Origin of the sequence: Leptospira jelokensis (assembly GCF_004769635.1) — a bacterium.
Lineage (GTDB): Bacteria > Spirochaetota > Leptospiria > Leptospirales > Leptospiraceae > Leptospira_A > Leptospira_A jelokensis.
Genome location: NZ_RQGH01000011.1, coordinates 5001 through 31238, shown reverse-complemented (window position 1 = coordinate 31238; position 26238 = coordinate 5001). Strand labels below are relative to the sequence as shown.

General features: G+C 36.5%; 24 protein-coding genes (1 of these 24 cut by a window edge). 16 read left to right on the top strand and 8 right to left on the bottom strand.

Annotation, left to right across the window (positions count from 1 at the left end):
• Window positions 1-107: 107 nt before the first annotated feature.
• Complete coding sequence (locus tag EHQ62_RS04635; protein ID WP_135641061.1) at window positions 108-1697, bottom strand: hypothetical protein; 1590 nt, start codon at window positions 1695-1697, stop codon at window positions 108-110.
• Window positions 1698-1810: 113 nt separating this feature from the next.
• Here EHQ62_RS04635 and EHQ62_RS04630 point away from each other — a divergent pair, with 113 nt between their 5' ends.
• A complete protein-coding gene (locus EHQ62_RS04630; RefSeq protein ID WP_135641060.1) occupies window positions 1811-4150 on the top strand; it encodes a hypothetical protein in 2340 nt (779 codons plus the stop codon).
• Here the strand turns inward: EHQ62_RS04630 and EHQ62_RS04625 are convergent.
• Window positions 4147-4581, bottom strand: a complete 435-nt coding sequence (locus EHQ62_RS04625) for a hypothetical protein (RefSeq protein WP_135641059.1) — start codon at window positions 4579-4581, stop codon at window positions 4147-4149. The two genes, EHQ62_RS04630 and EHQ62_RS04625, sit on opposite strands and share 4 nt — an antisense overlap.
• 405 nt (window positions 4582-4986) lie before the next feature.
• Between EHQ62_RS04625 and EHQ62_RS04620 the strand changes: the two genes are divergently transcribed.
• From EHQ62_RS04620 to EHQ62_RS04610, 3 genes are all read left to right on the top strand, one after another.
• Complete coding sequence (locus EHQ62_RS04620) at window positions 4987-7473, top strand: SpoIIE family protein phosphatase (protein ID WP_135641058.1); 2487 nt, start codon at window positions 4987-4989, stop codon at window positions 7471-7473.
• 69 nt (window positions 7474-7542) lie between these two features.
• Window positions 7543-7968, top strand: a complete 426-nt coding sequence (locus EHQ62_RS04615; protein ID WP_135641057.1) for a DoxX family protein — start codon at window positions 7543-7545, stop codon at window positions 7966-7968.
• A 97-nt stretch (window positions 7969-8065) separates the two neighbouring features.
• The gene (locus EHQ62_RS04610; RefSeq protein ID WP_135641056.1) at window positions 8066-8491 is read left to right on the top strand and encodes an LA_2478/LA_2722/LA_4182 family protein; all 426 of its coding nucleotides are present in this window, start codon (window positions 8066-8068) and stop codon (window positions 8489-8491) included.
• 103 nt (window positions 8492-8594) lie between these two features.
• Here EHQ62_RS04610 and EHQ62_RS04605 read toward each other — a convergent pair whose 3' ends face one another.
• The gene (locus tag EHQ62_RS04605) at window positions 8595-9185 is read right to left on the bottom strand and encodes a hypothetical protein (protein WP_135641055.1); all 591 of its coding nucleotides are present in this window, start codon (window positions 9183-9185) and stop codon (window positions 8595-8597) included.
• 126 nt (window positions 9186-9311) lie between these two features.
• Here EHQ62_RS04605 and EHQ62_RS04600 point away from each other — a divergent pair, with 126 nt between their 5' ends.
• Together EHQ62_RS04600 and EHQ62_RS04595 are read left to right on the top strand one after the other, a co-directional pair.
• A complete protein-coding gene (locus EHQ62_RS04600) occupies window positions 9312-9686 on the top strand; it encodes an ArsR/SmtB family transcription factor (RefSeq protein ID WP_425269523.1) in 375 nt (124 codons plus the stop codon).
• 214 nt (window positions 9687-9900) lie between these two features.
• Entirely contained in the window at window positions 9901-10440 is a 540-nt protein-coding gene (locus EHQ62_RS04595) for a dihydrofolate reductase family protein (protein ID WP_135641054.1), read from the top strand.
• 73 nt (window positions 10441-10513) lie between these two features.
• Here the strand turns inward: EHQ62_RS04595 and EHQ62_RS04590 are convergent, their stop codons facing one another.
• Window positions 10514-11095 (bottom strand): LA_0442/LA_0875 N-terminal domain-containing protein, encoded by a 582-nt coding sequence (locus EHQ62_RS04590; protein ID WP_135641053.1) that lies wholly within the window; start codon window positions 11093-11095, stop codon window positions 10514-10516.
• A 495-nt stretch (window positions 11096-11590) separates the two neighbouring features.
• Here EHQ62_RS04590 and EHQ62_RS04585 point away from each other — a divergent pair, with 495 nt between their 5' ends.
• Window positions 11591-12139 (top strand): DUF1566 domain-containing protein, encoded by a 549-nt coding sequence (locus EHQ62_RS04585; RefSeq protein WP_135641052.1) that lies wholly within the window; start codon window positions 11591-11593, stop codon window positions 12137-12139.
• Between the two features lie 44 nt (window positions 12140-12183).
• Here EHQ62_RS04585 and EHQ62_RS04580 read toward each other — a convergent pair whose 3' ends face one another.
• Window positions 12184-12900, bottom strand: coding sequence for a hypothetical protein (locus EHQ62_RS04580; RefSeq protein ID WP_135641051.1), 717 nt, complete (start codon window positions 12898-12900; stop codon window positions 12184-12186).
• A gap of 11 nt (window positions 12901-12911) precedes the next feature.
• Between EHQ62_RS04580 and EHQ62_RS04575 the strand changes: the two genes are divergently transcribed.
• Window positions 12912-13724, top strand: a complete 813-nt coding sequence (locus EHQ62_RS04575) for a hypothetical protein (protein WP_135641050.1) — start codon at window positions 12912-12914, stop codon at window positions 13722-13724.
• Window positions 13725-13765: 41 nt separating this feature from the next.
• Here EHQ62_RS04575 and EHQ62_RS04570 read toward each other — a convergent pair whose 3' ends face one another.
• The gene (locus tag EHQ62_RS04570) at window positions 13766-14287 is read right to left on the bottom strand and encodes a DUF2569 domain-containing protein (RefSeq protein WP_135641049.1); all 522 of its coding nucleotides are present in this window, start codon (window positions 14285-14287) and stop codon (window positions 13766-13768) included.
• 102 nt (window positions 14288-14389) lie between these two features.
• On the opposite strand from EHQ62_RS04570, the gene EHQ62_RS04565 reads away from it, so the two are divergent.
• The 7 genes from EHQ62_RS04565 to EHQ62_RS04535 all read left to right on the top strand — a co-directional run bounded on the left by EHQ62_RS04565 (window position 14390) and on the right by EHQ62_RS04535 (window position 22371).
• The gene (locus EHQ62_RS04565; protein WP_135641048.1) at window positions 14390-17278 is read left to right on the top strand and encodes a M16 family metallopeptidase; all 2889 of its coding nucleotides are present in this window, start codon (window positions 14390-14392) and stop codon (window positions 17276-17278) included.
• Window positions 17279-17287: 9 nt separating this feature from the next.
• Window positions 17288-18664, top strand: coding sequence for a tetratricopeptide repeat protein (locus EHQ62_RS04560; protein WP_135641047.1), 1377 nt, complete (start codon window positions 17288-17290; stop codon window positions 18662-18664).
• Window positions 18664-19032: a hypothetical protein gene (locus tag EHQ62_RS04555; RefSeq protein ID WP_135641046.1), complete on the top strand. Its 369-nt coding sequence runs from the start codon at window positions 18664-18666 to the stop codon at window positions 19030-19032. Before EHQ62_RS04560 ends, EHQ62_RS04555 begins: the two co-directional genes overlap by 1 nt.
• Entirely contained in the window at window positions 19029-19940 is a 912-nt protein-coding gene (locus EHQ62_RS04550; RefSeq protein WP_135641045.1) for a DUF4436 family protein, read from the top strand. The genes EHQ62_RS04555 and EHQ62_RS04550 overlap by 4 nt, the downstream gene beginning before the upstream one ends.
• 45 nt (window positions 19941-19985) lie before the next feature.
• Window positions 19986-20225, top strand: coding sequence for a DUF1801 domain-containing protein (locus EHQ62_RS04545; RefSeq protein ID WP_135641044.1), 240 nt, complete (start codon window positions 19986-19988; stop codon window positions 20223-20225).
• Window positions 20226-20481: 256 nt separating this feature from the next.
• A complete protein-coding gene (locus tag EHQ62_RS04540) occupies window positions 20482-21600 on the top strand; it encodes a GGDEF domain-containing protein (protein ID WP_208720621.1) in 1119 nt (372 codons plus the stop codon).
• A gap of 90 nt (window positions 21601-21690) precedes the next feature.
• Entirely contained in the window at window positions 21691-22371 is a 681-nt protein-coding gene (locus tag EHQ62_RS04535; protein WP_135641043.1) for a hypothetical protein, read from the top strand.
• Window positions 22372-22459: 88 nt separating this feature from the next.
• Here the strand turns inward: EHQ62_RS04535 and EHQ62_RS04530 are convergent, their stop codons facing one another.
• Together EHQ62_RS04530 and lepB are read right to left on the bottom strand one after the other, a co-directional pair.
• On the bottom strand, window positions 22460-23131 hold the full coding sequence (locus EHQ62_RS04530) for a hypothetical protein (RefSeq protein WP_135641042.1): 672 nt from the start codon (window positions 23129-23131) through the stop codon (window positions 22460-22462).
• Between the two features lie 283 nt (window positions 23132-23414).
• Entirely contained in the window at window positions 23415-24773 is a 1359-nt protein-coding gene (gene lepB, locus EHQ62_RS04525; protein ID WP_135641041.1) for a signal peptidase I, read from the bottom strand.
• A gap of 917 nt (window positions 24774-25690) precedes the next feature.
• On the opposite strand from lepB, the gene EHQ62_RS04520 reads away from it, so the two are divergent.
• A protein-coding gene (locus EHQ62_RS04520; RefSeq protein ID WP_135641040.1) for a methyl-accepting chemotaxis protein crosses the window boundary here: on the top strand, window positions 25691-26238 show its beginning. Its footprint extends 1141 nt past the window's final position; the window shows 548 of its 1689 coding nt (coding positions 1-548); it begins with the start codon at window positions 25691-25693; its stop codon lies off the right edge, out of view.

Below are 26238 nucleotides of genomic sequence, written 5' to 3'. Positions count from 1 at the left end.
TGTAAAGTAAAACTTTTACAAACCTATCAAACAAAAACTTAAGTCCGGACTTTGGTTTGTCCTTTTGGATGAAGGCCCTTTCGCAGTTCCAAAACAAGGGAATCGTTTCACCGCTTATTTTCTTCTTTGATTTTGATTCCATAAAATCCTTCTTTTCGACCGAACCAAAAGACTCGCTCCATTTTGTCTTCGACAAGGAGGCGTTTCCGGAAGGTTTCGGAATAAAAATCCCATTCAGTATTTCCCACGTAATCACTTGGCCATTCTTTTTTTCGCATATACGGATGGTCTTTTTTAGGGAATTTGGATTTGTGGTAAGCCCATTCCAATACATGGAACAATTCATGGTAAAGGAAAATGGGATGGTTTGCATGATTTCCATCGGCAATTTTTTTATTGGAATCAGAAATGATGGTTAAGCGGATTTCAGGATCATCCTCCGTTCCAAAATTCCACTCCGTTCCTCCCCCATTGGTGATGAATACCCCACTCGGTTGTTTGGTGCCTGGCCAAATCAAAAGAACTCCATCAGCCGCCTTAATTTTTGTGAGCACATCTGCTTCAAGTGGAGGTTGGATAGAAGTAATAGAAGGTTGCATAATATAACGAGTATTATCTTTTATAAAATTCGTATCACGAATCTCTGAGTTTGTACGAATGATCTCAAAGTCCCAATAAATCCCATCGGTTATCTCGGCAAAGGAATCACGGAAATACTCTGTACTCACAACCAAGTCTGAAATTGATTTTTCTTCTAAGTCTGAATCTAAATTGTACTGCGTGAGTGGTGCAGGCATTGGCCCCTTTAACCTTGTTTTGGGAACAATCAGAATGACCAATTTTAGATTCTTACGAGGAATTTCTTTGGTTTTCTTTGTTTTAAATTGTAAGGCTTTGTATTTGATCCATAATTGGTCTCGTAAAAAATTCCAAAATTTAGAAACATGGATATCCATTTCGGGATACATCATCGAAATTGTTTCATAAGCAAAATTGTATTTCTTTCTTTTGGTGTATTCATCCGTTAATATCGAAGTATTCCAAGCAATGGAAGGGATAAGTGGGTTTGTGATTTGGTCTTTGAATAAATTGTTTTTGAATAGTTCATGCCATTTTTCTCTTTCATCCATTGTCATTTCTGGATCATAAAAAAGTTCCCCTATATTATAACTCGTATGGATCGCAGAAGGAGTGCCTGATAATTCAGACAAACCTGTATAAAAAATATTACGTGCAGACTGATTGTCATTTAACTTCATGTAGGCGATTGTTAAGATATTGATGAGGAGTCCATAGTTCCCATCTCCAATTTTTTTTCTGGATACTGGGATCACAATTGGAATCAGGGAAACCATATCTTGGTAACGGCCGTCATCATTCAAACACCAAATCGCTGTGACAGTAATCGTAACCTCTTCCTCGGGAACAAGGGCTCCCAGTTTTTTGGCACTTTGGTAACATTCCCTAGGCCATTTTCCTTTTTGGTTCGAGAGTGCCGCAGAAGCATCCAATCGCAAACGCCAAGCAAATGTTTCATTGGGATTGGTTGCAAGGATCGAATCGGAGAGACGAAAGGCAGACAGATACTCTTTTTTTTCCAATAGTCGGTTTGCTTTGGTTCTTGTTTCCTCGTCGATTGCCTGAATGGAAGAGAATGCAATTATAAGGCCTATTAGGGAAAAAACCTTTGTGTTCATCTCAAAAGAACCTCCAAAAAAGGTAGGATCATGTTATAGAACGTTTCAATAAGAAGCAATCGATAAAAAGTATTTGACTAGAGAATTTGTGAGACTGTCTAACCTATGGTTATATGAAATCATACCTCTCATTTTTGTATCTCATTCTTTTTTATTTCACAGTTTATGACTGCAAACCTCCGGCTCTCAATAATGCTTGTGACCCAAGTTCTAAATCATTCTTAGAATTACTGATTGTGAAGAACATCGCCAATGATCGTTCTCCAAGTTGTATCCCCTATTTCGATCGATTTGAAACCAATTTTTTAAGTTATGGTGCTTTTTTAGGAGGTTCACCATCCGATATCTATAGCGCTGCCGTTGCCAATGGAAAAATTTATATTGGTGGGTTGTTCACACAACTTGCGGCAACTACAGGTGGCGGTGCTTTTGTTTGGAGTGATTCAGCAAAACCGATTGGCTCAACCTATTGCCCACAACTGAACTTGTATGATGAAAATTCCGTGGCTTCTGGAACCATCAGTGAAGCAGTTTCAGATCCCGATGGAAATTTATACATCCTAGGAAACTTTACACATGTGCAAAGTTTTCCGAGACGAAACATAGCAAAAATCAAACCAAACTGCCAAGTGGATTTGGAATTTGATGCCAGGTTAAACGATACCTCCGCTGTTCTTTATGATTTATTGTACTTAGAAGGTCGAATTTTTTTCTCAGGCAGTTTTCAAACTTCCACTGGAGCTCTCACAAACTACCCGACACCGACACTGAGACAACATGTGGCATCTGTGAATGCCATCACTGGCCTTATGGATGATTGGGCTCCCAATGTTTCCGGTGTCGATGTAAGGTGTATGGAAACAGATGGAACTTTCATTTACATTGGTGGTGGATTTACAGCTGTTAACTCAAATGGAGCTGGTAATTTAGGAAAACTCCACAAAGATAATGGAGCTACATTTTATTCTTTTATGGATACAAATGATACCGTCAATGCGATGTTCATTCGGAACGGAGTCCTCTACGTTGGCGGCCTTTTTTCTTCATTAAATGCCTCCACCGTAACCCGATCCAAAATAGCAGCCATTGATTTGGCAACAAATACTGTTCTGCCAGCATTTAGTTCCCTTACCATCGGTGGGACAGCTGTGTATGCAATTGCATGTTTCCAAGATGAATTGTACATCGGAGGGGAAATTACAAGCCCAAGAGAAGGACTCATCAAAACAGATCTAAATGGAAATCTATTAACAAATAATTATTCAATTGGTGGGACTTATCAAATTGTTTATAAATTATCGATCGTAGATGAGAAATTGTATGCATTTGGTTTTTTTGAATCCGTTCGCTCCGAACCAAGAAACCATATTTTCCAACTTGATTTAAAGTCTGATACAGTCACAACTTGGGATCCAAAATTTTTAAATCCGAATTCTTTTTCTCAAGGAGTTGCCATCAAATTAAAGGAAAATGTGATCTTTTTAGGAGGAGGATTTGGTGCAATTGATACCAGACAAAGGAATTATCTGGCAGAACTGGATGCAGAAACAGGAGTTCCAACAGACTGGGATCCGAATCCAAATGATCTCATCTCAAAACTTACAGTCTCCGGTAAAAAAATATTCGTTCATGGCCAGTTTACGACGATTGCAAATACTTCCCGCCAAACCATGGCATCTTTTGATTTAGAAACAAAAACCTTACTTGGATGGAATCCAATTTTTCCTGCCGCCTCCATTGAAGCAATGTTAGTTGAAAATGATGCAATGTATGTGGGAGGAAATTTTACGACAGTGAACTCTACCTCGGTCAACAGGCTTGTAAAAATTGATACTATCGAAGGAAACTTAGATTCTAGTTTCAACCCAAACCCAAATAATCTAATTCGCTCTTTACAACTGCAAGGTGATGAATTGTATGTGGTAGGCCAATTTACAACGATTCCAAATGCGGCAAACTTCCTAGCAAGTGTTAATCGAAACACTGGTGCTTTCATCCGAACACATACACAAACCTTTACTGGATTTTCTGCTTATGGAAGTTATATTTCAGACGGCCGATTGATGATGAGTGGACAATACCAAGTGACAGCACCATACAATGGATTTGGATTAACATTTTACCAAATACCTGATTTGGAAACGATCACACCTTCATCCACTTTTCCGAGTACTTCAGAATTTGTTCGTTCCATAGACCAAAACCAAACAAAAGTTTATTTGGGTGGTAATTTTGCCAATTTTGGGGGAAAGGTTCGGAATGGATTATTTTCACTCAATCGAAATGATTTTAGTATGAATGAATGGGATGCAAACTTGTCCTTGGGATCTACAGTTTACCAAGTGATCGCTCACGGGAATGCTGTTTATGCTTTTGGAAATATAACTTCGGTTAACCGAAAATACCGAGCAGGGTTTGTCAAATTGGACACAGAATCTGGCAACTCGTATTAAACCAAAAGAAGATGATAACTGCATAAGAGTAGAATCAGTCGGAAACTCCATAACATGGTACGAAACCAATTGGTTCGTATCAGACGTTTGATTTGATGTTCCTCTTTTCCAAACTTAAGTTTGTTATGAATGGGCACACTCACAAAAAAAGTAAGACCCCACAAAACCAATACCCCAACCAAATTGATTTGAAACAGAATGGAATTTGAGAAATGGTAGATGAGTGCTATCGCAGTGAAGAGTTCGATTCCCATGATGGGAGCAACTAGCCATGTGATGCGATTGGAATGGAAAGAATGGAATTTAGAAAATTGTGATGGTTCGATAAAATAAAAAGACGGATAGTGAAGGATTTGGATCACCCAAATCAATATTACCATCATTGAACAGACAATAAGATGGACAAGAAAGACTGCTAGTAAACCAGACATGGAGATTAGACTCATTGATTAAAAACTTTGGTTGATTCCAAATCCAAACCAAAATAAATTCCACATCCCTTTTGAATCTAAAACGAATTCATGTAAACTGTCGATACTGACGAATTATTTTTCGTTCATTTAAATTCACGAAATTTTCATCATTCAATGGATCCTAGAGTTTGCCATTTTTAAGCTTCAAGAATGGAAATTAAGCTTCGATTTACTGTTTTGCCACCTGCTATAAATTCTTACACTTCGCGTAAACATCAGGGTCTCCCCTCTTCCCAAAATCCAATTCGAGGATACATTACTACTTACATTACATTTTTACACCGACTGTAAAAAGCGATGCGATGAAAATATCCAGTGGATTCCTTGACTTTTTTCGTTTTGTCTGATTCTTTTCCTTCCAACATGATTTCAATTTTAACCTTTGTTCGCTCCTTATTCCATGCACCAGAGGGGGTGGAGCTTCGTTACCAAAGGTATTTTGTCGCAACTAATTCCATTTATGTGTTAGCAGGACTCATCCATTTTACGTTTATCTTTTTTTTCTGGATGGTGGGTGCTCCAGAAATGGCAGTTTTTAACCTAGGAAGTGTCCTATGGTTTGCGTTTACCATTTGGATCAATCGTAAACGGTATTTATTCACCTCCTTGTATTTATGTTTTTTGGAAGTATTTTTACATGCACTCACCGCCACCTATTTTTTTGGCTGGGGTGCCGGTTACCAGTATTACATGATGTTGTTTGCCACAGGAATTTTCCTATTACCACCAGGTAAAAATATCCTGAAATTCGGAAGCATTGTCGTTGGTTGCCTTTTATTTGCCTCCACTTATTATTACTCGATGAACTACCCTCCCATTTATGCCTGGAGTCCCAATTTCCTAGCACTCATCAATGTTTCCAATATTGTATTTTCCACGCTCTTTCATGCAGGTTTTGCCTATTATTTTACACTCGCTGCAAATATCGCAGAAGATTCGTTAGAACGTGAAAACAAAGCTCAAACTGCTTTTTTCCAAAACATCTCCCATGAACTCCGAACCCCTCTTACCTTAATCTCTGGTCCATCCGAGTCCGCTCTCCTAAGGGGAGAAGGATTAAATCCCGCGGAAGTCAAAGTCGTAGTCAACCAAGGGCGAAGGCTCACTCGATTGGTAAACCAACTCCTCGACTTACAGAAAATCACCTCTGGGCGTATGGAATTAAAAAAATCTCCACTGCCTTTGGGCGAATTTTTAAGTTTGGTGGCAGAAAATTTTACTGCATATGTAAAAAGAAAAAACATTCACTTCGAAGTGGTATTGGAAGGAACACCTATCTATGTAGATGCTGACGCCGAACAATTAGACAAGTGCATTTTCAATTATCTATCAAACTCCATTAAGTTCACGGAAGTGGGAGGAACGATCCGGCTCGAACTGACAAACAAGGATGAGGAAGCCATTGTTTCAGTCTACGATACTGGCATTGGAATGAAGGAAAGCCAAATGAAACGTTTGTTTTCCCGTTTTGGTATCAGTGAAGCATCCTTAACTCGTGAACAAGAAGGGACAGGACTTGGTCTTGCCCTCGTAAAAGAACTGGTCGAACTACATGGTGGCAAAGTGGGAGTGGAAAGTGAATTTGGAAAGGGATCCCATTTTTATTTCACTCTGCCCAAACTTTCGGAAATCCCAACCGAAGGGAATTCCGATTGGAAGGCGAAAAAATCTCTTTTATTCCAACATGAATACATCCCGGAAGATTCCGAAACACATACCCTAAAAAAGAATGAGGAACGATCCTCTAGGGCCTACAAAATCCTCGTTGTAGAAGATAACCCTGACTTACGTTCTTATTTAGGATCAATCCTCACGCGAGCCGGTTATCACGCGTTAGTGTCAGAAGATGGACAGGCAGGATTAGATGCCGTCTTACGTGAATCTCCCGATTTAGTCATCACGGATCTAATGATGCCAAAATTAAGTGGACTTGATTTGATCCAAGAAATTCGTAAACGCGAACATTACCATTCCCTTCCAGTGATACTACTAACTGCGAAGGCAGACACGGCCACAAGACAAACGTTACATGGCGAAGGTGCTGACTTTTATTTGGCAAAACCATTTTTAGAATCTGAACTTTTAAGTGTTGTCAAAAATGCATTCAGATTGGTAGAAAAAGAATTTTATTTACGAGAGGAATTGGCAAGAGGGATTCGGATCCAAAAAAAATTGATTCCCGAACCACATTACAACCAAGAGAAAATCAAACTGGAGTTGGAATTCATACCAAGCGATGGTATTGCTGGCGATTATTATGCAGTTCAATCAATAGAGGAAAACAAAACATTTTTCTTTTTAGCTGATGTTTCAGGTCATGGATTTGCCGCTGGTATGGTGGCTGCCATATTACATTTTGTTTTACAATTGCCAAACCTTACCAAAAACAATCCAGTCCTCTGCCTAAAAGAATTGAATACATTTTTATTTGGAAATACAGCAGGACTTTTTGTTACAGCTGTCATAGCAATCGTCGATCATGCTCAACAAAAAATATTATATGCAAAGGCTGGGCATGAAGACCTTTATTTTGGAAACCATACTGGCTTAAAACGATTGAATGCAACGGGAAAACCTTTGGGCATCCTTTCGGATTGGGAAGGAAAGGGAGAATCCGTTCCTTTTTCCAAGGGAGACAAATTGTTTTTGTTCACCGATGGACTTTTTGATGTTCGGTCGGAAAATCAGATTTTATTCCGAGATCTTGGTTTTTCCCAATGGGCAAGTGATCCAGAGATTTGGAAAAAGGATAACTCATTATCTCTCTTACTGGAGATGGCAAAATCTCACCAATCAAATCAAAAATTTGAAGATGATGTCACTCTGTTATCGGTAGAATTCATAACATAACATCCTCTCGATTGAAATTTCCTCAAACTCTTTGTATTAATTAAATGTCTAATCAGCTGGAGAATACAAATGCAAACTCATTTATTACAAAATGTACTCAGGATTATTTTGGGTTTATTTATGACATTGGCTGGGATTGGCCACCTAACATTCCAAAGGCAAGAATTTCTTGCTCAAGTTCCGAGATGGTTGCCACAGGATCCATTTTTTATGGATTTTGTTGTCCTTTCGTCAGGAGTCGTCGAAATTGCCTTCGGTCTTTCTTTACTCTTCTGGGCAAAAGAGAGAATCAAAGTGGGAATCCTACTTGCGATCTTCTTTATCTTAATTTTTCCAGGTAATATCTCCCAATACACAAATGGAATCAGTGCCTTTGGTTTGGATACCGACCAGAAAAGATTGATTCGATTGTTTTTCCAACCAGTGTTAATTCTATGGGCGCTTTGGTCCACTGGTGCACTTCGTTACCTTTTGGATCGGAACAAAAAATCTTAGATTGATTTTAAAGAACAATACCAAATTTACAAATAATTCTTTCCATAAGCATTGAAAACTTGTAAGTTTGGTCAAATTCTACCATCTAGAGGTTTTTATGACCAAAACATTACAAACGTTAACAATTGTTTCTTGCCTTTTTGCACTCGGGTATTGCAACAAAATTTCACAATCCCCAGAAGCCAAACTCAAAGAACTGGTCCCACAATTTCAAAAAACAATGTGTTCCAAAACGATTGAATGCACAAAAGACGAGTTTGCAAAAATTCCTCCTGCTTACCGCAATATGATCCCTCCTTTTATGCAATCGGAAGAAAATTGTATCTCCTTCTTCGATGAGAAAATGAAAGAAGCGGAGAAAAAAAGAATCGAAGAAAAAAGAGAAGTGACCGCCGACCAAGTGGAAGCCTTTGAAAAATGCATTAGCGCCTTTGGAAAATTAACCTGCGACAGTTTCAAAGGAGCCAAAGAAAAAGTGTCCATCCCTGAATGTGAAGAAGCACAAAAACTCTCGGGCAATTAAACTGAATGGTTGTTGCGTCACTACATGCAACAACCAAACTCTAAATCAAAATCGGAAACGAATCCGTAGTATCGCAAAATTTTGTTTCCTTGTCAACAATGTATCAATTGGGATTCTCATTTAGCATCAATTCAGAACTACTTTCTATCGTATTGAGCATTGTGGAAACATTTGGCTCTCGAAAATATGGGTGGCATAAAACGATATGTAAGATTGCGACAAGAATCGCACCAGGCAGAATGTTAGTGGCAACAAAATGTTGAATCCCATTGGTCATACTGATTTCCATAATTTGAAAAGACATTGAATTCAGAGGTTTGGAAAGTATATACAGCAATAACATTGATGAATGAAGAGACGTTAGTGTTACATGTAAGATATATTCAACTGAACTAAGTCCACCAAATCGACTACGGGCATCTTTTTCTTCCCACATATCAAAAACTTGGATCAACAAATCAATAGATACAACGCAAAGGATTAGTAAATATAGAATTCCCGACAAATCCAAAAGAAACAATCCAACGAGCACTATAGGGAAAAGAATTGCTCTATATGTATGCAATTTGTGTTCATAAATGGTATCATTGTATTTGTAGAGTTTAAACTTCCACAAGTGTAATATTATACCATCAAAAAAAGCAAGGCCTGCAAACATTACCAAAAATACTAAACTTAAGTCTCTTAATTCCATAATCCGCTCCTATGTGTATGTATGCACCTTTGTGCACATATACACATAGTTGATGTAAACACAGATTGTCAATCTAAAAGGAAAAAGACTAGACCCTTACTCGCATAATTCTAGATTAGAATGATTGTGGCAAAATCACGTACACCATCAGAAAAAAAAAGAGAATCCGCTATCGAAGCCTTAGATTCTGTTTTAGATTCAAAATTTTTGACGGCTTTGTCTGAACCAAGTCGCATAGAAGTATTAAAACAAGTATTACGGTATGGTCGTGCAGACGTATCGGAACTTTCCAAACATTTACATTTCGATCGTTCGGTGATTTCAAGGCACCTTTCCTTGTTACAAGAAGTAGGAATCCTTCATAGAGAAAAATCCGGGAAACATGTTTACTACCAACTCAATCCAAGTGCCGCGATTCAAAAATTTAAATTCATTTTAAATCACCTTGAGGAATTAGTAGCTATCTGTTGCCCACCGGCAAAGACAAACTCTTCAAACTAAAATATAAGATTGATTCGTATGCAATCATTGATAAAAAAGAATTTACAAAATCCTTATTTTCCTTATCATGAAAAACAGCAGATGAGGCAGACAGAAGAAAGTTCTTTCTGACGAATGACAATGGTAATAACTCGCTCCTAACCCACCTACAATCCAAACAAAGTGTTATTTCACACTTTCCAACGAACAATTTCTAAATCTGATTAGGTGATTTATGAGAGAGATACATTATTACGTAGCCACTTCCATCAATGGTTATATTGATAGCCATTCCACAAACACATCATTGTTTTTATCTGAAGGCGACCATGCAACTGAATATAAAAACGATTTACTCCAATATTCGGATGTTCTGATGGGCAAAAAAACATACGAATATGGATTCAATTTTGGTCTGACCCCTGGGGAAAAAGCATACCCATGGATGGACCACTATTTAGTCAGTGACCATTTGGTAAAAAACCATTTCGGAGAAAACATCAATATCCTCCGGACAACGGAAATAAAGTCTACCTTGCAACTGTTACGCGAAGAGAAAAACAAAGGGAATATTTATTTGTGTGGTGGTGGAAAACTTGCTGGATTGCTTTGGGAACATCACGAAATTGATCGTTTGTTCGTTAAAGTAAATCCTATGGTCATAGCCAAAGGCGTGCCCTTATTTGATTCCATTCAATCGGATCAGCAACTTAAATTCGTCCGATCCAAGGAATACAAGTCGAAGGTGGTTCTGTTAGAGTATAAAAAGAAATAATCAATCATTTGGGAACAGAAACAAGCCATTTGTTTTTGTTCCCAAATGTTCCTTTGAAATTTTGCCGACTCAATTAATTCATTGAATCACAAACCTCAACAAGTGTAGTCCGTCGTGTTATAGAGGTTAAAGATCCTATGAAAATGGTGATGAGTGTATCTTTCCAAGTTGAAGTTTGCTTCATTTTTACGGATCGTCCATCTTTTGGTAAGATTTGGTTCCAATCTTCTTCTGTGGTCATTCTAAAATTTCCATACAACCAATACCATTGGGAATTCATCGAATATGGTTCACAAATTTGAGTTTGATTTAGATTTAAAGTAATTGTTTGGAGATTCTTTTCGGATGTATTGGCAAATTTCTCATTTTCCTTTGAAGGTGACTGTTTGTTAGCAGATCTAATTTTCTTTTCTTCCTCCAATCGAATGTTTTTCAATTCCATTTCAGACACTTCTTTATAAACGACTTTTAGCACTTCTGATTTTTTTAAATATTTGGGACTACCGCCATCTGGAACTATTTGTATGGTTAGGTCATCTTGGCTTACCACCTTACCTTTGATAGTTTCCCCATTTCGCAACAGGATATTTGTGGCACTTATGGGCTGAATCAAAACTGAAAATAGTAGAATGGAAACTAAAACTTTAAAATTCAAAATCAATTCCTAAATCTGAAATAAATGCAAATATAGAACTGAAATACATGTGAATCCTTAACAAGTAAATTAATTTTATTTTTAAATTATCTTTTCTAAGCAAAATTTGATTCCAATGGCTTTCGAACAAAAACCCCCTGTTTAAGGAGGTGCTACAAATCAAATTATGATTCTCGGAATTCAGTGATATAGAATATGGGTACGAGGATTTCCATCGGTAACAATCGACTGGAATTCAGAAATTCAAATTTTGGATTGGATCCATCAATGTTAGCAAGTATGCACAAAAAAATTCGAATCGTATTTACCAGTTTGCTTCTAATGTTCTACCATTGTTCCCCTTTGTATTACCATATTTTCCAATCAACTGAGACCAAAGAAAAGTCATTGGTTACACAATTTGTGACCCCTTTCATATTGGTAGAATCCGAACGGTCTCGAGGGAGCGTCTCGGTAGGGATTCAAGTGATCTATCCTTGGGGAAATTTTACGGATATGAATGACGGAACAATTCGATTTCAAGGAAATGCAGGAACATTTGGAAGCCAAGTGTATTCGTCTACAAATCTTTTTTTTGCTAAATGTGCATCAGGTCAAATTTGGGAAAATTCATCAAATACATGTTCACCTGCAATTCCAAGTACGCTTCGCTTTTGTAGTGCTAACGATAATTCTTGTAATGACCCTGGTACCCTTCAACTGAACGGTCTTGGAACAAGTGGGATTTGGTCTTACTGTAATGGTCTAACACTTGCTGGAAGATCATGGCGACCTGCTACAAAAAATGAAATGAAACTTACTTTATTTTGTGCCAACAGTCCTACTACAATTTCCGATGATAACGGAAGTAGTTGCAGTTCTAGTGGATTTAAAATTAATACAGATTTATTCCCTTACGATGCTTCAAAAGTTTGTCGTTATTGGACAGGCAGTGCCTTTAGTTTAACAGATGGTTGGTTTATCAATTACTGTACAGGTCTTGCCATTTCAAGCCAAACAAAATCCTCATTTGATTATGTTCGTTGTGTTTCCGATGGCCCATAAAGAAAACCATTTAGTTGAAATGAGTTGAACCATCCTTGAAATTTCTAAACAGATTTTGAATTGATACCCAGTTCCAATCCATTACCACCTAACATTTCGAATCGAAGTGTCGTAAACTCAAAGTGAAAATCCTTTCTCTTCCGTTCTGCCATGGCATCTCTGTGTTTTATCCCGTCTCTTATAGGATCGTTTCCATTCACCATTTGCTCAATGTCAGCTTCTGTTTTCCATATGCTGAAGGTCAAAAAATGCCTGGGAGGACGAAAGGCAGCCAATGCCATTTGTTTTCCTGGATGGTTTTGTATTTGGGATTCCACAGGTTTTCCCCATTTCGTGAACCTAAGGAGTTCAGTTAGTTTCAATCGCGCAAGTGTGATTGATACTGTTGTTTGATCGGGATTTGAATTACGTCCAAACACAGTTGCTTCCGCAAGTTCTTGGATTTTCCCCCACCGTCTAATCATTCGTAAACGTACGTGCCATCCCCATTGCATCCATTTCGATTCTTTTGACAATAGAAATTGATTTAAGTCTTCTTCTGTTTGCCAAAGAGCAAATAAAACCAATCCGGAAATCTTGTAACGTTTCCAGGAAAACAAAGGCAATCCAAGTGACATAGGAATTAAAAATTCGGAGTGGACTAACCCTTTTATTTTATTATACCTTCGTTTTCCAAACAAATAAAAAGGGATTTGATAAAATGGCAGACCGAAAGAATGGAAACTAAATATTTCTTGTGTTTGAATCGGATTTTTGTCCATTGGGAGAACATATGTTAGGAACAATCGACTATCTATCCATCGTTCTTTGTTTTGGTTATACGATTTCTCCTTACGTAAGCAATTATTTCTTTTTAAAAAACTCAAAAATATACAAACAAATCTATTACCCTGCCATTGTTTCCGTTTTCCTTTCCGTTTGGGGAATATTGCCACAAGTTTCCGTTTTATGGTTATTCTATTCTAGCTTTGGATTCTTTCTCTATTTCAAAATCCATAAAAAAGATATTTTACGAAACAAACACTGGTTAGGACTCGTTCCATTTCTATTTAGTTTGGTTTCAGCAACATGGTTTGTATGTGGCACAAATGATTTATACTTATTAGGTTACAACAAAACCTGGAGTTTTTACGCAAGCATTCATGGTTGTTTTATAGGATGGTTATTTTTATCAGGGATCTGTTCTCTTGCGATCAAAAATAGTAAATTGCAAATTCTTACCGTCTTTGTGGGACTTGTTTTAAGTTTATTCCTTGTGATAGCGATTGGAATCGATCAATCCGGACCCTTTAAAAAAATTGGTGTGATTGGGTATATGGTCCTTTTCCCAGTTATTGCACTTTATATTTTAAAAGTTTTAAAACCGAAGCGGAGTATCTCAAAATTCTTTTTATGGATTCATTTTTTTTCCATTCTCTTTTCACTTTGCATCGCAGTTGGAAAAGAATTTTCTTTGTTTGATGTAGACCACAATAACTTGCAAATCATAATGCACTATCTACATGGAGGGATCAATGCATTTGTCGTAATCCCTACATGCTTGTTCGCTATTTTTTCCGAAGAAAACGTCCACACTCATCCTTAAATGAAAAAGGATGGAGTGTAAATTGTGATACAGAAACTGATTTAGTTTGTGGTTTGCTCTGAATCCATCGAACCTGTTTGCGATTTACCTTCCACGAATGTGGCTTTCACACGTTTGGAAAGGAACATATAAGGAATCCATATCAAAGCGGCTACCACAGAACGAACCATTTCCTTAAGCGTAGAAGGGTCCAATGGATCATCTCCCATTGGAATGAGTGATGCAAGCCAAAGGTCCAAAGGTAAAATCACCACTGGTAAAAACAAAAACAAAGCGTATCCTTTTGGAAATAAATAATGTTTCGACACAAACAAAAACAACAACACTAAACTTGCGATCAATAGAAGCGCATTATAGGATGCTTCAAAAAACAAAAGTGGTTTCCATAGAGGGTGGTATGATTCAGTTCCAGGTGTTGTCAAATACTCAAAACTTCCATCTGTGAACATATTATAAAACAAAGGACCAGAAAGGTATCCCAAACGGATCGGAAAAATGACAAGCCCAATCCCTACCAAAACCAACCAACCTTTTAATCCTTTCAGATTTTCGTCATAACTCATATTTTTCCCCTAACAGCATTTAAAATAAACGATATGTTAAATGGTCAATCACTAGTTTTTTCTTGCAAGAAAATCAACGGCGGGAAGATTTTTGATATCTAAATGATTTCCCGTTTCAGTAAATTTCGACTCTTCATCTTACCTTTGTCAGTATTGCAACTCCACTGCAACAGCTTGGTTTCACTTTTTTCGGAACCATTCCCCGTTGAAGAGTATCATCTAGAAAATGGATTGTCCGTTTACTTAAGTGTAAATCCCAAACAACCAGTAGTACAAACTTCAATCCTCATCAATGCAGGCTCCGCAGATGATCCAGAGGATGCAACTGGCCTTGCACATTATTTAGAACATTTGATGTTTAAAGGAACAAGTAAAATAGGAACCAGTGATTTTTCAAAAGAAAAACCCTACTTAGAACAGATTGAATCCTTATACGAAACTTATCGCCAAACAAAAGAGAAAGGCAAACGAAAACAGATTTATGAACAAATCGACAAACTATCGTTTGAAGCGAGCCAGTTTGTCATACCCAATGAATTTTCGAGATTACAAAGTAAAATGGGAATCACAGATTCCAATGCGTTCACTTCCAATGATCGGACATTCTATGTTGCAACAGTTCCCGCAAACCAAATCAAAAATTTCATTCAATTAGAGTGGGAACGATTCCGAGACCCAGTGTTCCGAACCTTCCATACCGAACTGGAATCGGTTTTTGAAGAACGAAATTTACGAGTTATGGATTTTCGTTCTAATTTATTCAAACAATACCACGAAATCATGTTTCCCAATCACCCCTATGGTGTAAAAACACCCATTGGAAAAGATGAGGATTTGAAGAACCCTTCTCTAAAAAAAATCCACCAATTTTTCCAAGAGAACTATGCACCTTCCAAAATGGCTATTTGTATGTCTGGAAATTTGAATCCAAAGGAAGTGATGGATGAAATCAAAATAACCTTTGGTAGTATGCCATCCAAAGAAACGAAATCAAAACTTCAAATCCCTGAACATAAACCACAAGAATCTAAAAATACGATTTGGGTTCCATCTAAAAAGAAAATTTATCTCTTCGGAATCAAACTTCCTAAAACTTCACCCAAATTGTTATCTGAACTCAATATTTTATCATTATTACTTTCCAATGGTCATAATGGACTTCTGGATGAAAGTTTGTACTACAGTCAGAAAGTAAGTTCTGTTTCCACCACGATTACGGAATGGAAAGACTACCTCATCCTCAATATTTGGATTGAACCAAGTAAAATCAAATCCCTTGATGAAACAAAATTAGAAATCTTAGCGGCATTCAAAAAAATTGAAACAAAAGATTTTACGGATGAACAAGTCCAATCCATTCAAAAAAACGAAAAACTCAATCATATCAAATACAAAGATCATAATGGATTCCGAATCCATGAGATGTCTGAAATGTTTCTCTCAAATTGGAATTACCAAGACCTACAAAAAAAATTTGAATCTTTAAACCAAATCACAAAAGACGATCTGAGTGAGTTTGTAAAAACCTATGTGAACAATAATATAGTGTCAATTGAAACCAAACAAGGGAAAGAGAATTATGCTTTTATCGATAAACCTCTGATTTCAAAATTAGAATTTAGCAAAGAAGAGGAATCAAAATTCAAAAGGGAATTTTCTACAGAACCATCTCATTCATTGTCTCCAAGCTTTGCGGACTTCGAACAAATTGTTTCAAAAACCTATCCAAACGGAAACCAATTTATATACCAAAAGAACAAAGAAAATTCATTATTTAAATTTAAAATGATCATCGAAAAAGGAGCCTGGATCAGCCCTTACTTAGATATCTCAATCGATTACTGGAAACATCTAGGAACTGATTTATACACCGCAAATGCCTTATCGACAAAATTTTACCTACTAGGAAGCTCCTTATCTATCTTAACAAACGGAGAAACACTTGAAATCACAATGGAAGGAGAAGACGAACAATTCCTTTCTTCTTTCCGATTATTAGAACATTCGATCAAATCCGTTAACTCCTCCAAAGAAGTTTGGGAAAATGTAGTGAGTGATTACATAGTTCGATTAGAGAATCATAAAGAAGATGAGTTTTCTCTCGATTTAGCTTTGCACCAGTATGCATTGTATGGAAAAAACAACCTTCGTTACTTTTATGCCACACCCAAGGATTTAAAATCCTTTAAATCCTCAGAAGCAGTCAACTTACTAGGTGACTTACTTAAATACAAAGCAAAAATCACTTATTATGGGAACATGAACTTTGATACTTTAGAAAATAGTATCTTCAACGAATACCTCCATAAAATAAAGCCAATTGATCCCACAAACCTTTCAAAAAAGAAATTTAGACCAAACAAAGAAACTACCTTTTATGTACTCAATCGGAAAAGGCCACATGCAGAGTTAAATTATTTTGCAACCATAGACATAAAAGATAAAAATACTTTTCCATACATTGGTTTATTCAATGCGTTGTATGATGGATTGGCTTCTCCTTATTTTATGGCAATGCGTGAACAGACTGGAAATGCCTACGCTGCAAATCTTTTTTTGGATTTCCCTGACTCGCATACCGATCCGATCCTCTGGATGGCGAGTTTATCTTGCCAAGTAGATAAATTACAAAGTTGTTTATCAGATTCCAAGGAAAGTCTACGTTTAGAATCCATTTCAGAAAAACGATTTGAAGAAGCAAAACTATCTATGATCAATGCAGCAAATACGATTTCGAAATCAGACAAGTACTTAATCGATGAATACATTCGATCCCAGAGATTAAACATCAAAGAAGATTTAGATCGTTTGGTTTTTGAATCCATTCAAAACAAAAATTGGAAAGATTTTCTAAACTTTACCAAAAACATAAGTGCCTCTGGTGTGTTTCAAATTTCATTGATAGGTGATTCCAAAAAGATCAATCGCCAAATGATGAAATCATTTGGGAAAGTGGAAGAAGTGAACGCCGAAACAATCATAGGATATTAGGAGATAAAAATGAAACTAGGACTCAAAATTCTAAGTAAAGAATACAAACACATACGGATTCTTATTTCAGAGGCAATCTTTGCTTTTATACTCGTTTTTTTGAGTTTAGGGAATTTGGATCTCAAACATTCGTTTGGCGTATTTGATAAAATTGGATGGGCAAAAGATTTAGGAATTTACCTCCAAAAAAAATCATATGAATCAAAGCTCATCAAACAAATTGAAAACACCCCAAGTTTGGTCCGAGAAAATTGGGAACTTGGACTATTTTATTTAGATACAGAAAATAATCCCGAACTTGCAATCCAATACTTTACAAAAGGATTTGAAAACGATGTAACAGGAAATTTTCCATTTCAAAATAAAATTTTTGAATCTCATATACGGATGGGCCACGACATATTCCAGTTAGATGAATTGGTATTTAAGTTCTGGGAAAATGATTACAACTTATATTCAAAAATCTGGAATGAGAAATATGATAAGGCTCTCAATTATTATAACATTGCGATTGGAATGGAAAATACTTCCTTTAATTCAGACCCAAGGAATGCGGAATTTTTTATTTTAGAAGGGAATTTGCGTTTGTATGCGAATGATTACGCAAACGCAGAGGAATCCTATAAAACTTGTATCTCACTTCAGTCCGATCGTGAAGAATGTTTTATCGGCTTAGCCTTAGTGAAGTTAAGAAATTCAAACAATTTTCCTGATTCAAAATTTGCATTGGATAGCGAAGCATTTACTTTGATCCAAAGGAGTTTAGAAACTCATGAAAAAGGAGATAACATCCTTTCAAAACATAGTTTGTTTGAGTATTGGGTCCACTCCCCCTCATACCGTCGCGACCAACTGAAAAGAATTGAAAAGTTAACTACCGAATTATCTCAAAAGAAAAGTGACATCGGTTTATATGATTACGTTTTGGGATTGAGTTACTATGACCAATGGAAGGAAAGTCTTACACCCAAAATGTTGAAAAGTTTTGAATTAGCTGCCAAAAAGGAACCAGATAGTTTGGATTATTGTATAGAGTATGGATTTAATTATGCCTACTACGAAGATTCCGTCAAAGGAACCAAGTTATTAGAGAGTTGTAAGGAAAAGTTTACACCCACATATCGGTTGTTATCTTACCTTGGAGATAGTTATTTACTGGCAGGGAATTACGAAAAAGCAAGGGAATACCACTTAGAGGCTGAAAACAGTGAAGTTTATGCACAACAAAAAGACATGGTAGTTTCCCACCAAAACTCTTATTCCATTGGTCGGGCAAATCTACTTTTAGGAGATCGAAATGAAGGAATCAAATATTTAGACTTGGCTTGCAATAATGGACAAGGACTTGTGCAAGCATGTAAAAGATTAGAAAAGGAAAAAGAATAATGGAACAACAAACAACTGAAATCAATATTAACCGTATCCTGCATAAACTCTCATCTAGGATGAGTTTATTTGGGAAAATTCTAATTGTTTTAGGTGTCATTTACTTAATCGGTGGACTAGTTACGATCAAAGACAATTACGGGAACATTTTTGAAGGATTATTGCAGATCATTTTAGGTTACCTTACTGTCAGGGTATCACTTCTTTTCAAATTAGCTTCAGGTAAGGAAATCCTAACACTTGAAGATTTAATCAAATCTTTTGAAGGCATTATCCGTTTGTATACGTTTCAAATTTACTTTTACGGATTCATTTTCTTCTTAGCACTTTTCACATTAGTATCCTTAGCATGGACAAATTTATCATGAATTCGCTTAGAAGTTTAGTTTCATCTAACCGATTCCAATTAATTTTTTTAATTTTAATTCTAATTACTGGAAGTTACATTGCAAGCGTACGGTATTTTATAAAAGATAAATCAGACTTTGCATCTTTTACGGACGTCGATATCGATCATGTAAAAACTTCCGTAATCCATGCTGATGTAAGATCTGTTGAAATTGACAAAAGGGAAGCGAAGGTCGAGTTAAGAATTTATTTGGCTGAGGATTTGAGTTTCAACCGAAGGTCCGACACACCGAAAGAAGATCTCAGATTAATTTCTTACAGTAGCAATGAAGAGTTTAACTTCAAAGCCAAGCAACCAATCCGTAAAATTTTAATCACTTTACCTTTAGTTGGAACGATTACTGACTATCCCTTTGATCAATTCCAATCCACGATTAGTTTGGGATTTTTCAAAAAAACATCTGAAATAGATTACATGGGAATCCCAATTGTATTTAATATGCAATCACCTATTGCCAGTTATAAACTGGAATTTTTTGATAAACCAGTAGAAGATTTTTGGGTCGATCGATCCACAGGGAATGTAGACCGCATCATCCAAGTGGAACGAACAAAAAGCAACCAATTTGTCTCTGTCTTCATCATGGTGACAATGTTCTGTATTGGATTGATTACGATATTGATTACAACGCGAATCTTATTGTACCAAAAAGAAATACATGTTTCTGAATTATTCCTATTTGCCTTACTAGTTCTCGTTTTGCCAGCAATCAGAAATGCTCAACCAGGAATCCCTGGATTTGGTGTGCTTTCTGATTATTTATCTTTCTTTTGGGCACTGGGACTATCCATCGTTTCTCTGCTTGTCCTGATCATCGATTGGCATTTTTTAAAAAGAGTTACATTTGGTAAAACCAATCCATCATGAGAAAATCTCCAATTTAAATTTCTCTTTCATAATAAAAATCGAACAATGAAAGATACAAACGAAGTCGAGCGATACTTAAATCAATTACCAGAGAAGGAAAAAAAAGTATTATCAAAATTAAGGGAACAAATTTTGGCGATATCACCTAACATGGAAGAACGATTGAGCAGAGGGGTTCCCTTTTTTTATCATTTAGGTAAACGTTGTGTTGGATTTCGTTTTTCCAAAAATCATTTATCGTTTTTCATTATGGAGGGGAAAGTATTAAAAAATTTGAACCACTGATTCAAGAATTTTAGTGATTCCTCAACAGTTGTCCATTTCTAATTGCCTTAGGTTTGGAACTCCCAATTGCGAAGGAAAGGATCAACTCTAAAACTACTCTTTCATTTAATTGGTTGACACCCTTTCCTGTTTCACCTTTCCTTCAGTGTCGTGGGGCATATTTTTATCCTGAATCTAACTTCCCAAATTCCCCTAATTCCAAATGAGTATTTGTCCTTAACATGGACGATGGGAAAAAAATGGTCCTCCTAATTCCATGAAACAAAATCCAGAACTCAATCTAACAATCAGTTCCAAATCAATTTCCAATACTTCTGAAACAGAAAAATTCCAAACTGCTAACTTAGCACGATGTATTTATACCCTTATCATGGTACTTATCTTTTATTCATTTCAATTGCCCTGGATTGTTGGCATTGGACTCGTACACTTGTTTTTTTCAAGTGTTTGGTTCCTTTTGATCCATTTTGATATTTTAATCGAAAAAGATGTATGGTGGAGTGGGTATGTACCGGCTACATTTGATTTAATTTGGCTAACCGTCCTCGCTTATGGCACAGGGCATATCACTTCATTTTTTATCTTAGGTTACTTAGGATCCATCGCTCTTAGCAGTATGTCACTAGATAGGAACTATGGTATCTACAATGCATTTTTAGCAACAGTTCTCTTCAGCTCGATGGGATTTTTGGTTTATTATGAAATTTTACCTTTAGTAAACATCATCATGCCGCCTGTAAAACCAACCTTACTAAGTATATTCATCTCATCTCTATTGTTAGGTGGAAGTGCATTCATCGTTAATCAAATTGTCTCAAAATTGTTTTCTTCGTTAACAGATGTAAACGAAAAATTATTGGCCATTGCGATGACAGACCCATTAACAGGAATTTCCAATCGCAGATCTTTCTTTTCAAATTTGGAAATCGAAATGGCGAGGCAACACCGCAGTTCAAATCCATATCCCATTGCATTTTTGTTATTTGATTTAGATTTATTTAAATCCATCAATGATACCTATGGGCACGAAATCGGTGATCTCGTATTAGTAGAATTTGCAAAAGTTCTAAAATCATCTTTACGAAAACAAGATTTTCCTTCCCGATGGGGTGGAGAAGAATTCCTCGTTCTTCTACCGAACACCGATTTAGAAGGCGCGATTGTCGTAGCGGAAAAAATTCGTAAGACGTTCCATTCCCTTTCGTTTTCTCTTAAAGACAAACAGCTGAATTGTTCTACAAGTGTTGGAATTTCCCTACTCCGCTCAAAAGAAGAAAATCCCGAATCAATCATCAACATTGCTGACCAATATTTATATGAAGCAAAGAAAAAGGGAAGAAACCAGGTAGTTTCCGAGAAAAATTATACACTGTGAATTGTAGTTACGATAACCAAACTATATTTTCGTTGACAATTTAACTTCCATTAGATTATTTTATCATAAAAATCCAAAAACAGGAAACAAATGAGAATCTTAATTACACTTGCCCTTGCAGCTACAATATTCAATTGCAGATCGAAACCGGATATTTTACCAAACTATCCAAATAAATCTTCCGCTATCGTATTTGAAATGGGAGTTCCCAAACTATTATTTGGAGACCAAAGTGCCCAAAGGGTTTGGCTTGTAAAATTTGACAAAACTAAAAAGAAAATCAGCGAACTCAAGTTAATGGAGTCAAATTTCGCATCCCAATCTCGATTGTATTATCTGAATATCGAGCCAGGTGATTATGCCTTTGCTGGTGCCCATATCCACCAAAAAGGAAACCAAAACCAACCTGAAGCCAATTTTTATCACGTGTTTGACCGAGCGAATCTTGAAAAATCAAAATTCACTGTGAAACCAAATCAAGTTTTAGTGTTAGGAAAGTACAGAATCGAATTCAACGGAACGCCACTGGAACAAGATCCAGATATGGACAATGTAGGTGAATCCATCGTTGGTAGTTTTAAAACCAGTTTGGGTATCAAAGTAGCGGGAGCGATCGCATCGGCATTGCTTGGTGGCGGCACACCTGATACTTCTGGTTATTCTGGATTTAAAGAAATTGTGCAAACACCAGAATTAAAAGCAGAAATCGAAAAAGAAACTAAGTTAGATTTGGAAGGAACAGAGTGGTCCTCAGTTCCCATCGCAAAATAAAAGAGATTTTGAATTTTCGAATCTAAAGTATAATCAAAGTTAGTAGCCTTTCATTCAGTTGAATGTTGGACTACTAACAATTCAGATTCTATTTTTGTTTTTCAAACCTTTCTAAATTTGCTGTAAAATATTTCTGTTGTTCAAACCTAAGCAAACGAGCGCCAGCCGGAACGGAATAAATTGCTCGGATCGTACCTTTCCCTCCATTTTGACCGATCCATCCTGTTTTGGTATTGCCAGCATCTGTATCCCTTGACATTGGGATTCCATAATGGCAAGCAGTCATTGCAGCAGCATACGTATTTCCATTCACTTTGGGAAAAACAGCTTTGCCAGCATACGTAGCCCGAGGAACAAGTTCAGGATTTGTAATCTCGACGAGTAACTTCATTTCGGGAAATCCATTCACAAAATCTGATTTCTCAAATCGCGCGGGCGAAGTTTCATAATAACGACCGAAACTAGATCGTTTTGCAGAAATTTCGAAATAAGGTTCCGATAATTTTTCTTCACAGATATTAAAAAATCGAAAGTTTTTTGTTAGGTTTGTTACTTCAAACGTAGCCACATAAAAATCTTCACCCCACCAATCTTCGCCGATTTTGCGATAGAAACCTAATTCAACCAAGTTGATCTTAAAATCACTCGATAAATTTACCTGAGTTGGCGAGTTGTAAAATGGATCTTGAGTTTGAAGTGATTTACACTGACTCAAAAGAAAGAACACTGTAAATAAGGTGAAATATTTGATTCTAAACATAATGGCAACCTAACATTGGTAGATTCTGCTTGTAAATTGATTTTCTATTCCTCTGGATAAAAATAAGTATTAAAATCGAATGCCCTAAAAAATGATACGATTTTTCACATATAGTATACGTTAGATGAGGGAATGGAAATGTAAAAGGAAGAGGAGAGATAAATTCCCATGGACACTCGTCAGAAATCCCACAAAAAAAGTTGTAGATCCTAACATGAATTCATTTTAAATGACAAACTTTAGTTAGGTTTTTAATTCTGGTATCCCAAATCGAAAGAGAGCTTTACCGTTCTTTGACGAACATAGGCACAATGTCATTATCATAGTTTTCTTTTAATCCATGGTGCTCTATGTCGGTCCATAATACGCCCTCTTCAATCCAATAAATATAGGTCCGAAGGCTTGTTGGGCCACCATCTGATTTTAAAATCACATAATGATCATTGATCTTCCAAAATCCCGAAAATTCAGAAACCGTGCATCCATCATTGTCACAACCACCAAACAATCTTGCGAAAAATCGACCATCTGCTTTCAAATTTAGGTAATGATTTCTATTTTCCTCTGTGTGCCAAACTCCAATCACATCCCATTCATCAATTTTAGAACGATTAACATCTTGGTGCTTGTGGCAATGCCAATCCAAATAACCATTAAATACCCAACCTACCTTATCTTTGTAAGTGACTTGCACCCAACTTCCTTCTTTCCCATCGACAGTGATTTTTTCTTCCTTCTGTTTGGTTACGAGTAACTCTTCTTCGAAGGGTATCAACTCGATTTTCTCTGACTCTAAATTCGGTTCTTTTCGTAACCGTAGTCCATTCTGGCTTAGAACACAAAATCTTTCATTGGTAGGTATATTCCCTTTCTTTGGCAAATCCTCAACCACCATAGTAGCTGGATCCTTCCTAATCTGATCAAAATCCTCGATTACGATTTCATTTTTATTATCATAACCAACGAACAACCATCTCTTACTTAAAAATAAAAAAGACTGAAGGTATCGTTTGAAATTACATATAACATCTGTATCACTCTCACAGATCACAATTCCTTCCATTCGAGCGTCATTGGAAATAAGTGAAAATAGAAACTTCTCCTTAATCATTGAATCTTCAATCAAGCCAGATGAATTCTTTCTTTTTGAATCAGAACTTCGATCATCCCCCAAAACAAAATACTGATACAAACCAATGGTTATATTTTCATTTGGCTCAAAAATTTGATTTCTGTAGCTATCGAAGATTAAGACATTTTTATTACCTATCTTTTCATGGAATAATGAAATACCATAGCCCTTCCAATCCGAGAAATCATTGGTTCCGATCTTTTTCTTATAGAATTCCTCTCCATTCTTATAATCTTGATAAGTTGACAAATAATCCCAATAAGAAAACATTTTTATCGTTTCTCCTGGCATCCCAATGATACGAGAAATATAATTTTCTTCTTCATATTGGTAGGAAACAATGTCCCCTCTTTCTAGATTTGTTTCATTAAACATTTCAGTCATTATAACAATGTCATTATAGTTTATGTTGGGCTCCATTGAGTGCGTTGATACAATCATAGGCTTTGCAATCAAATTTTCTAATTTTTCCCTCAGTAAAAATCGCACTGAAAAAATCAAAATTATCATAAACGGAAGAAACCATATTGAATTTGGGAATTGTTTGGCTTGCGACTGAAGGTTTTTATCAAAAGAAAAGAGAGTTAAACGAACCCAAGAGATATTCCAGAAAAAAACAAAAAATATTAGAATCACAATCGTTGCCTTTCCGGAGAAAACTTGGACGGAAAGAAAGGCAATGCTTGAAACAAAAACTCCATAAAGTAATGAGAAGGGAAGGCTTCGCCAAAAATAGAAACGGTCATTTAAAAAATAAAAACCCCAAGGAGGGAAAAAGAAATTCAGGATAGCTGCGATGAATTTTTGATGCAGAAGGTTCACTCTGCCAAAATCTACACATCAACCTTAAACATTGTCAAAACAAAAGCTGATATGGATGGGCGATAAATTACAGAAGTTGGAACAACTTTAGATAAGGGAGATTTTTAGTAAGGGATTTTGCAGAGCCCTCGAGCCACTCCCGTCTTCCCTAATCTGGGCGGGGGACGGAACTCTTCAGAAAGAAATTTAGTCGCCACTTGCGCCAACTAGATTCCCATAGTTCGATACTCGCACTGAGCTTACCTAAGTGAACTCACTACAAGTAATTTGCTCTGTCTCGTATAACTGGAATTGATTCTGTATATGGGGACTTGGTTGTGGAAAAACTTCTTCCGAAGTTACGATGTGGTCAATGCTATTTGCAATCAAGTTACAGATACAATGTAACAAGTTAGCTCGATCACCAATATGTTGCATCATGCAGTAGGAGGTTGAAGAGATGTTTGGAGATTTTGTAAATTTTTTACTGTGATCCCAGATTTGAATGTTTTCATTTCTCAAAAATTTTTAGCGGAATCAAAAAAAGAAATTTGGGATGAATGCAGCGAAATAGGTTTTTTTTACTCGCCTAATCCTTCTGGTTTTTGGTAAGATATCGCAATCGTATGCGGAATCGAATTCGAATTTACTTTCTCATTATTTTTCTGGGCTTCGGGATATTATGTTCCGTTGTTTCGCTATTCACTTTTTACCTTGCAAACTCATGGAAGGTTCATCTTTTACTTCAAATCCTATTTTCCTTAATCATCATCATACCGATTAGTATTGGAGTTGGCCTCATTCAAAGCAATTGGATAACAACGATTTTCTCAAAATTAGAAGAAGCGTTTAAGGAAGTTGGCATGGGCAATTTCCAAGTTCATATCCAATACAAAAAGTCAGACATTCTCGCCGAATTCTTTCAAATATTCGAAAGAATGATTCAGGCTCAAAGTGAATTGATTCACCATATTAAATCTGCAGCCGGTCATTTGTCACTAGAATCGAATGCGATGAAGCAAATTACCTCCGATTTTGCACTTAATCTGCAATCTCAATCCGCTGCAACGGAAGAAGTATCTGCTTCGATCGAAGAAATATCCGGTGTTGCAGTCTCAATTTCAAATATAGCCGTCGAAAATACAGAAAGTATGTCTCACTTAACCACAGAAGT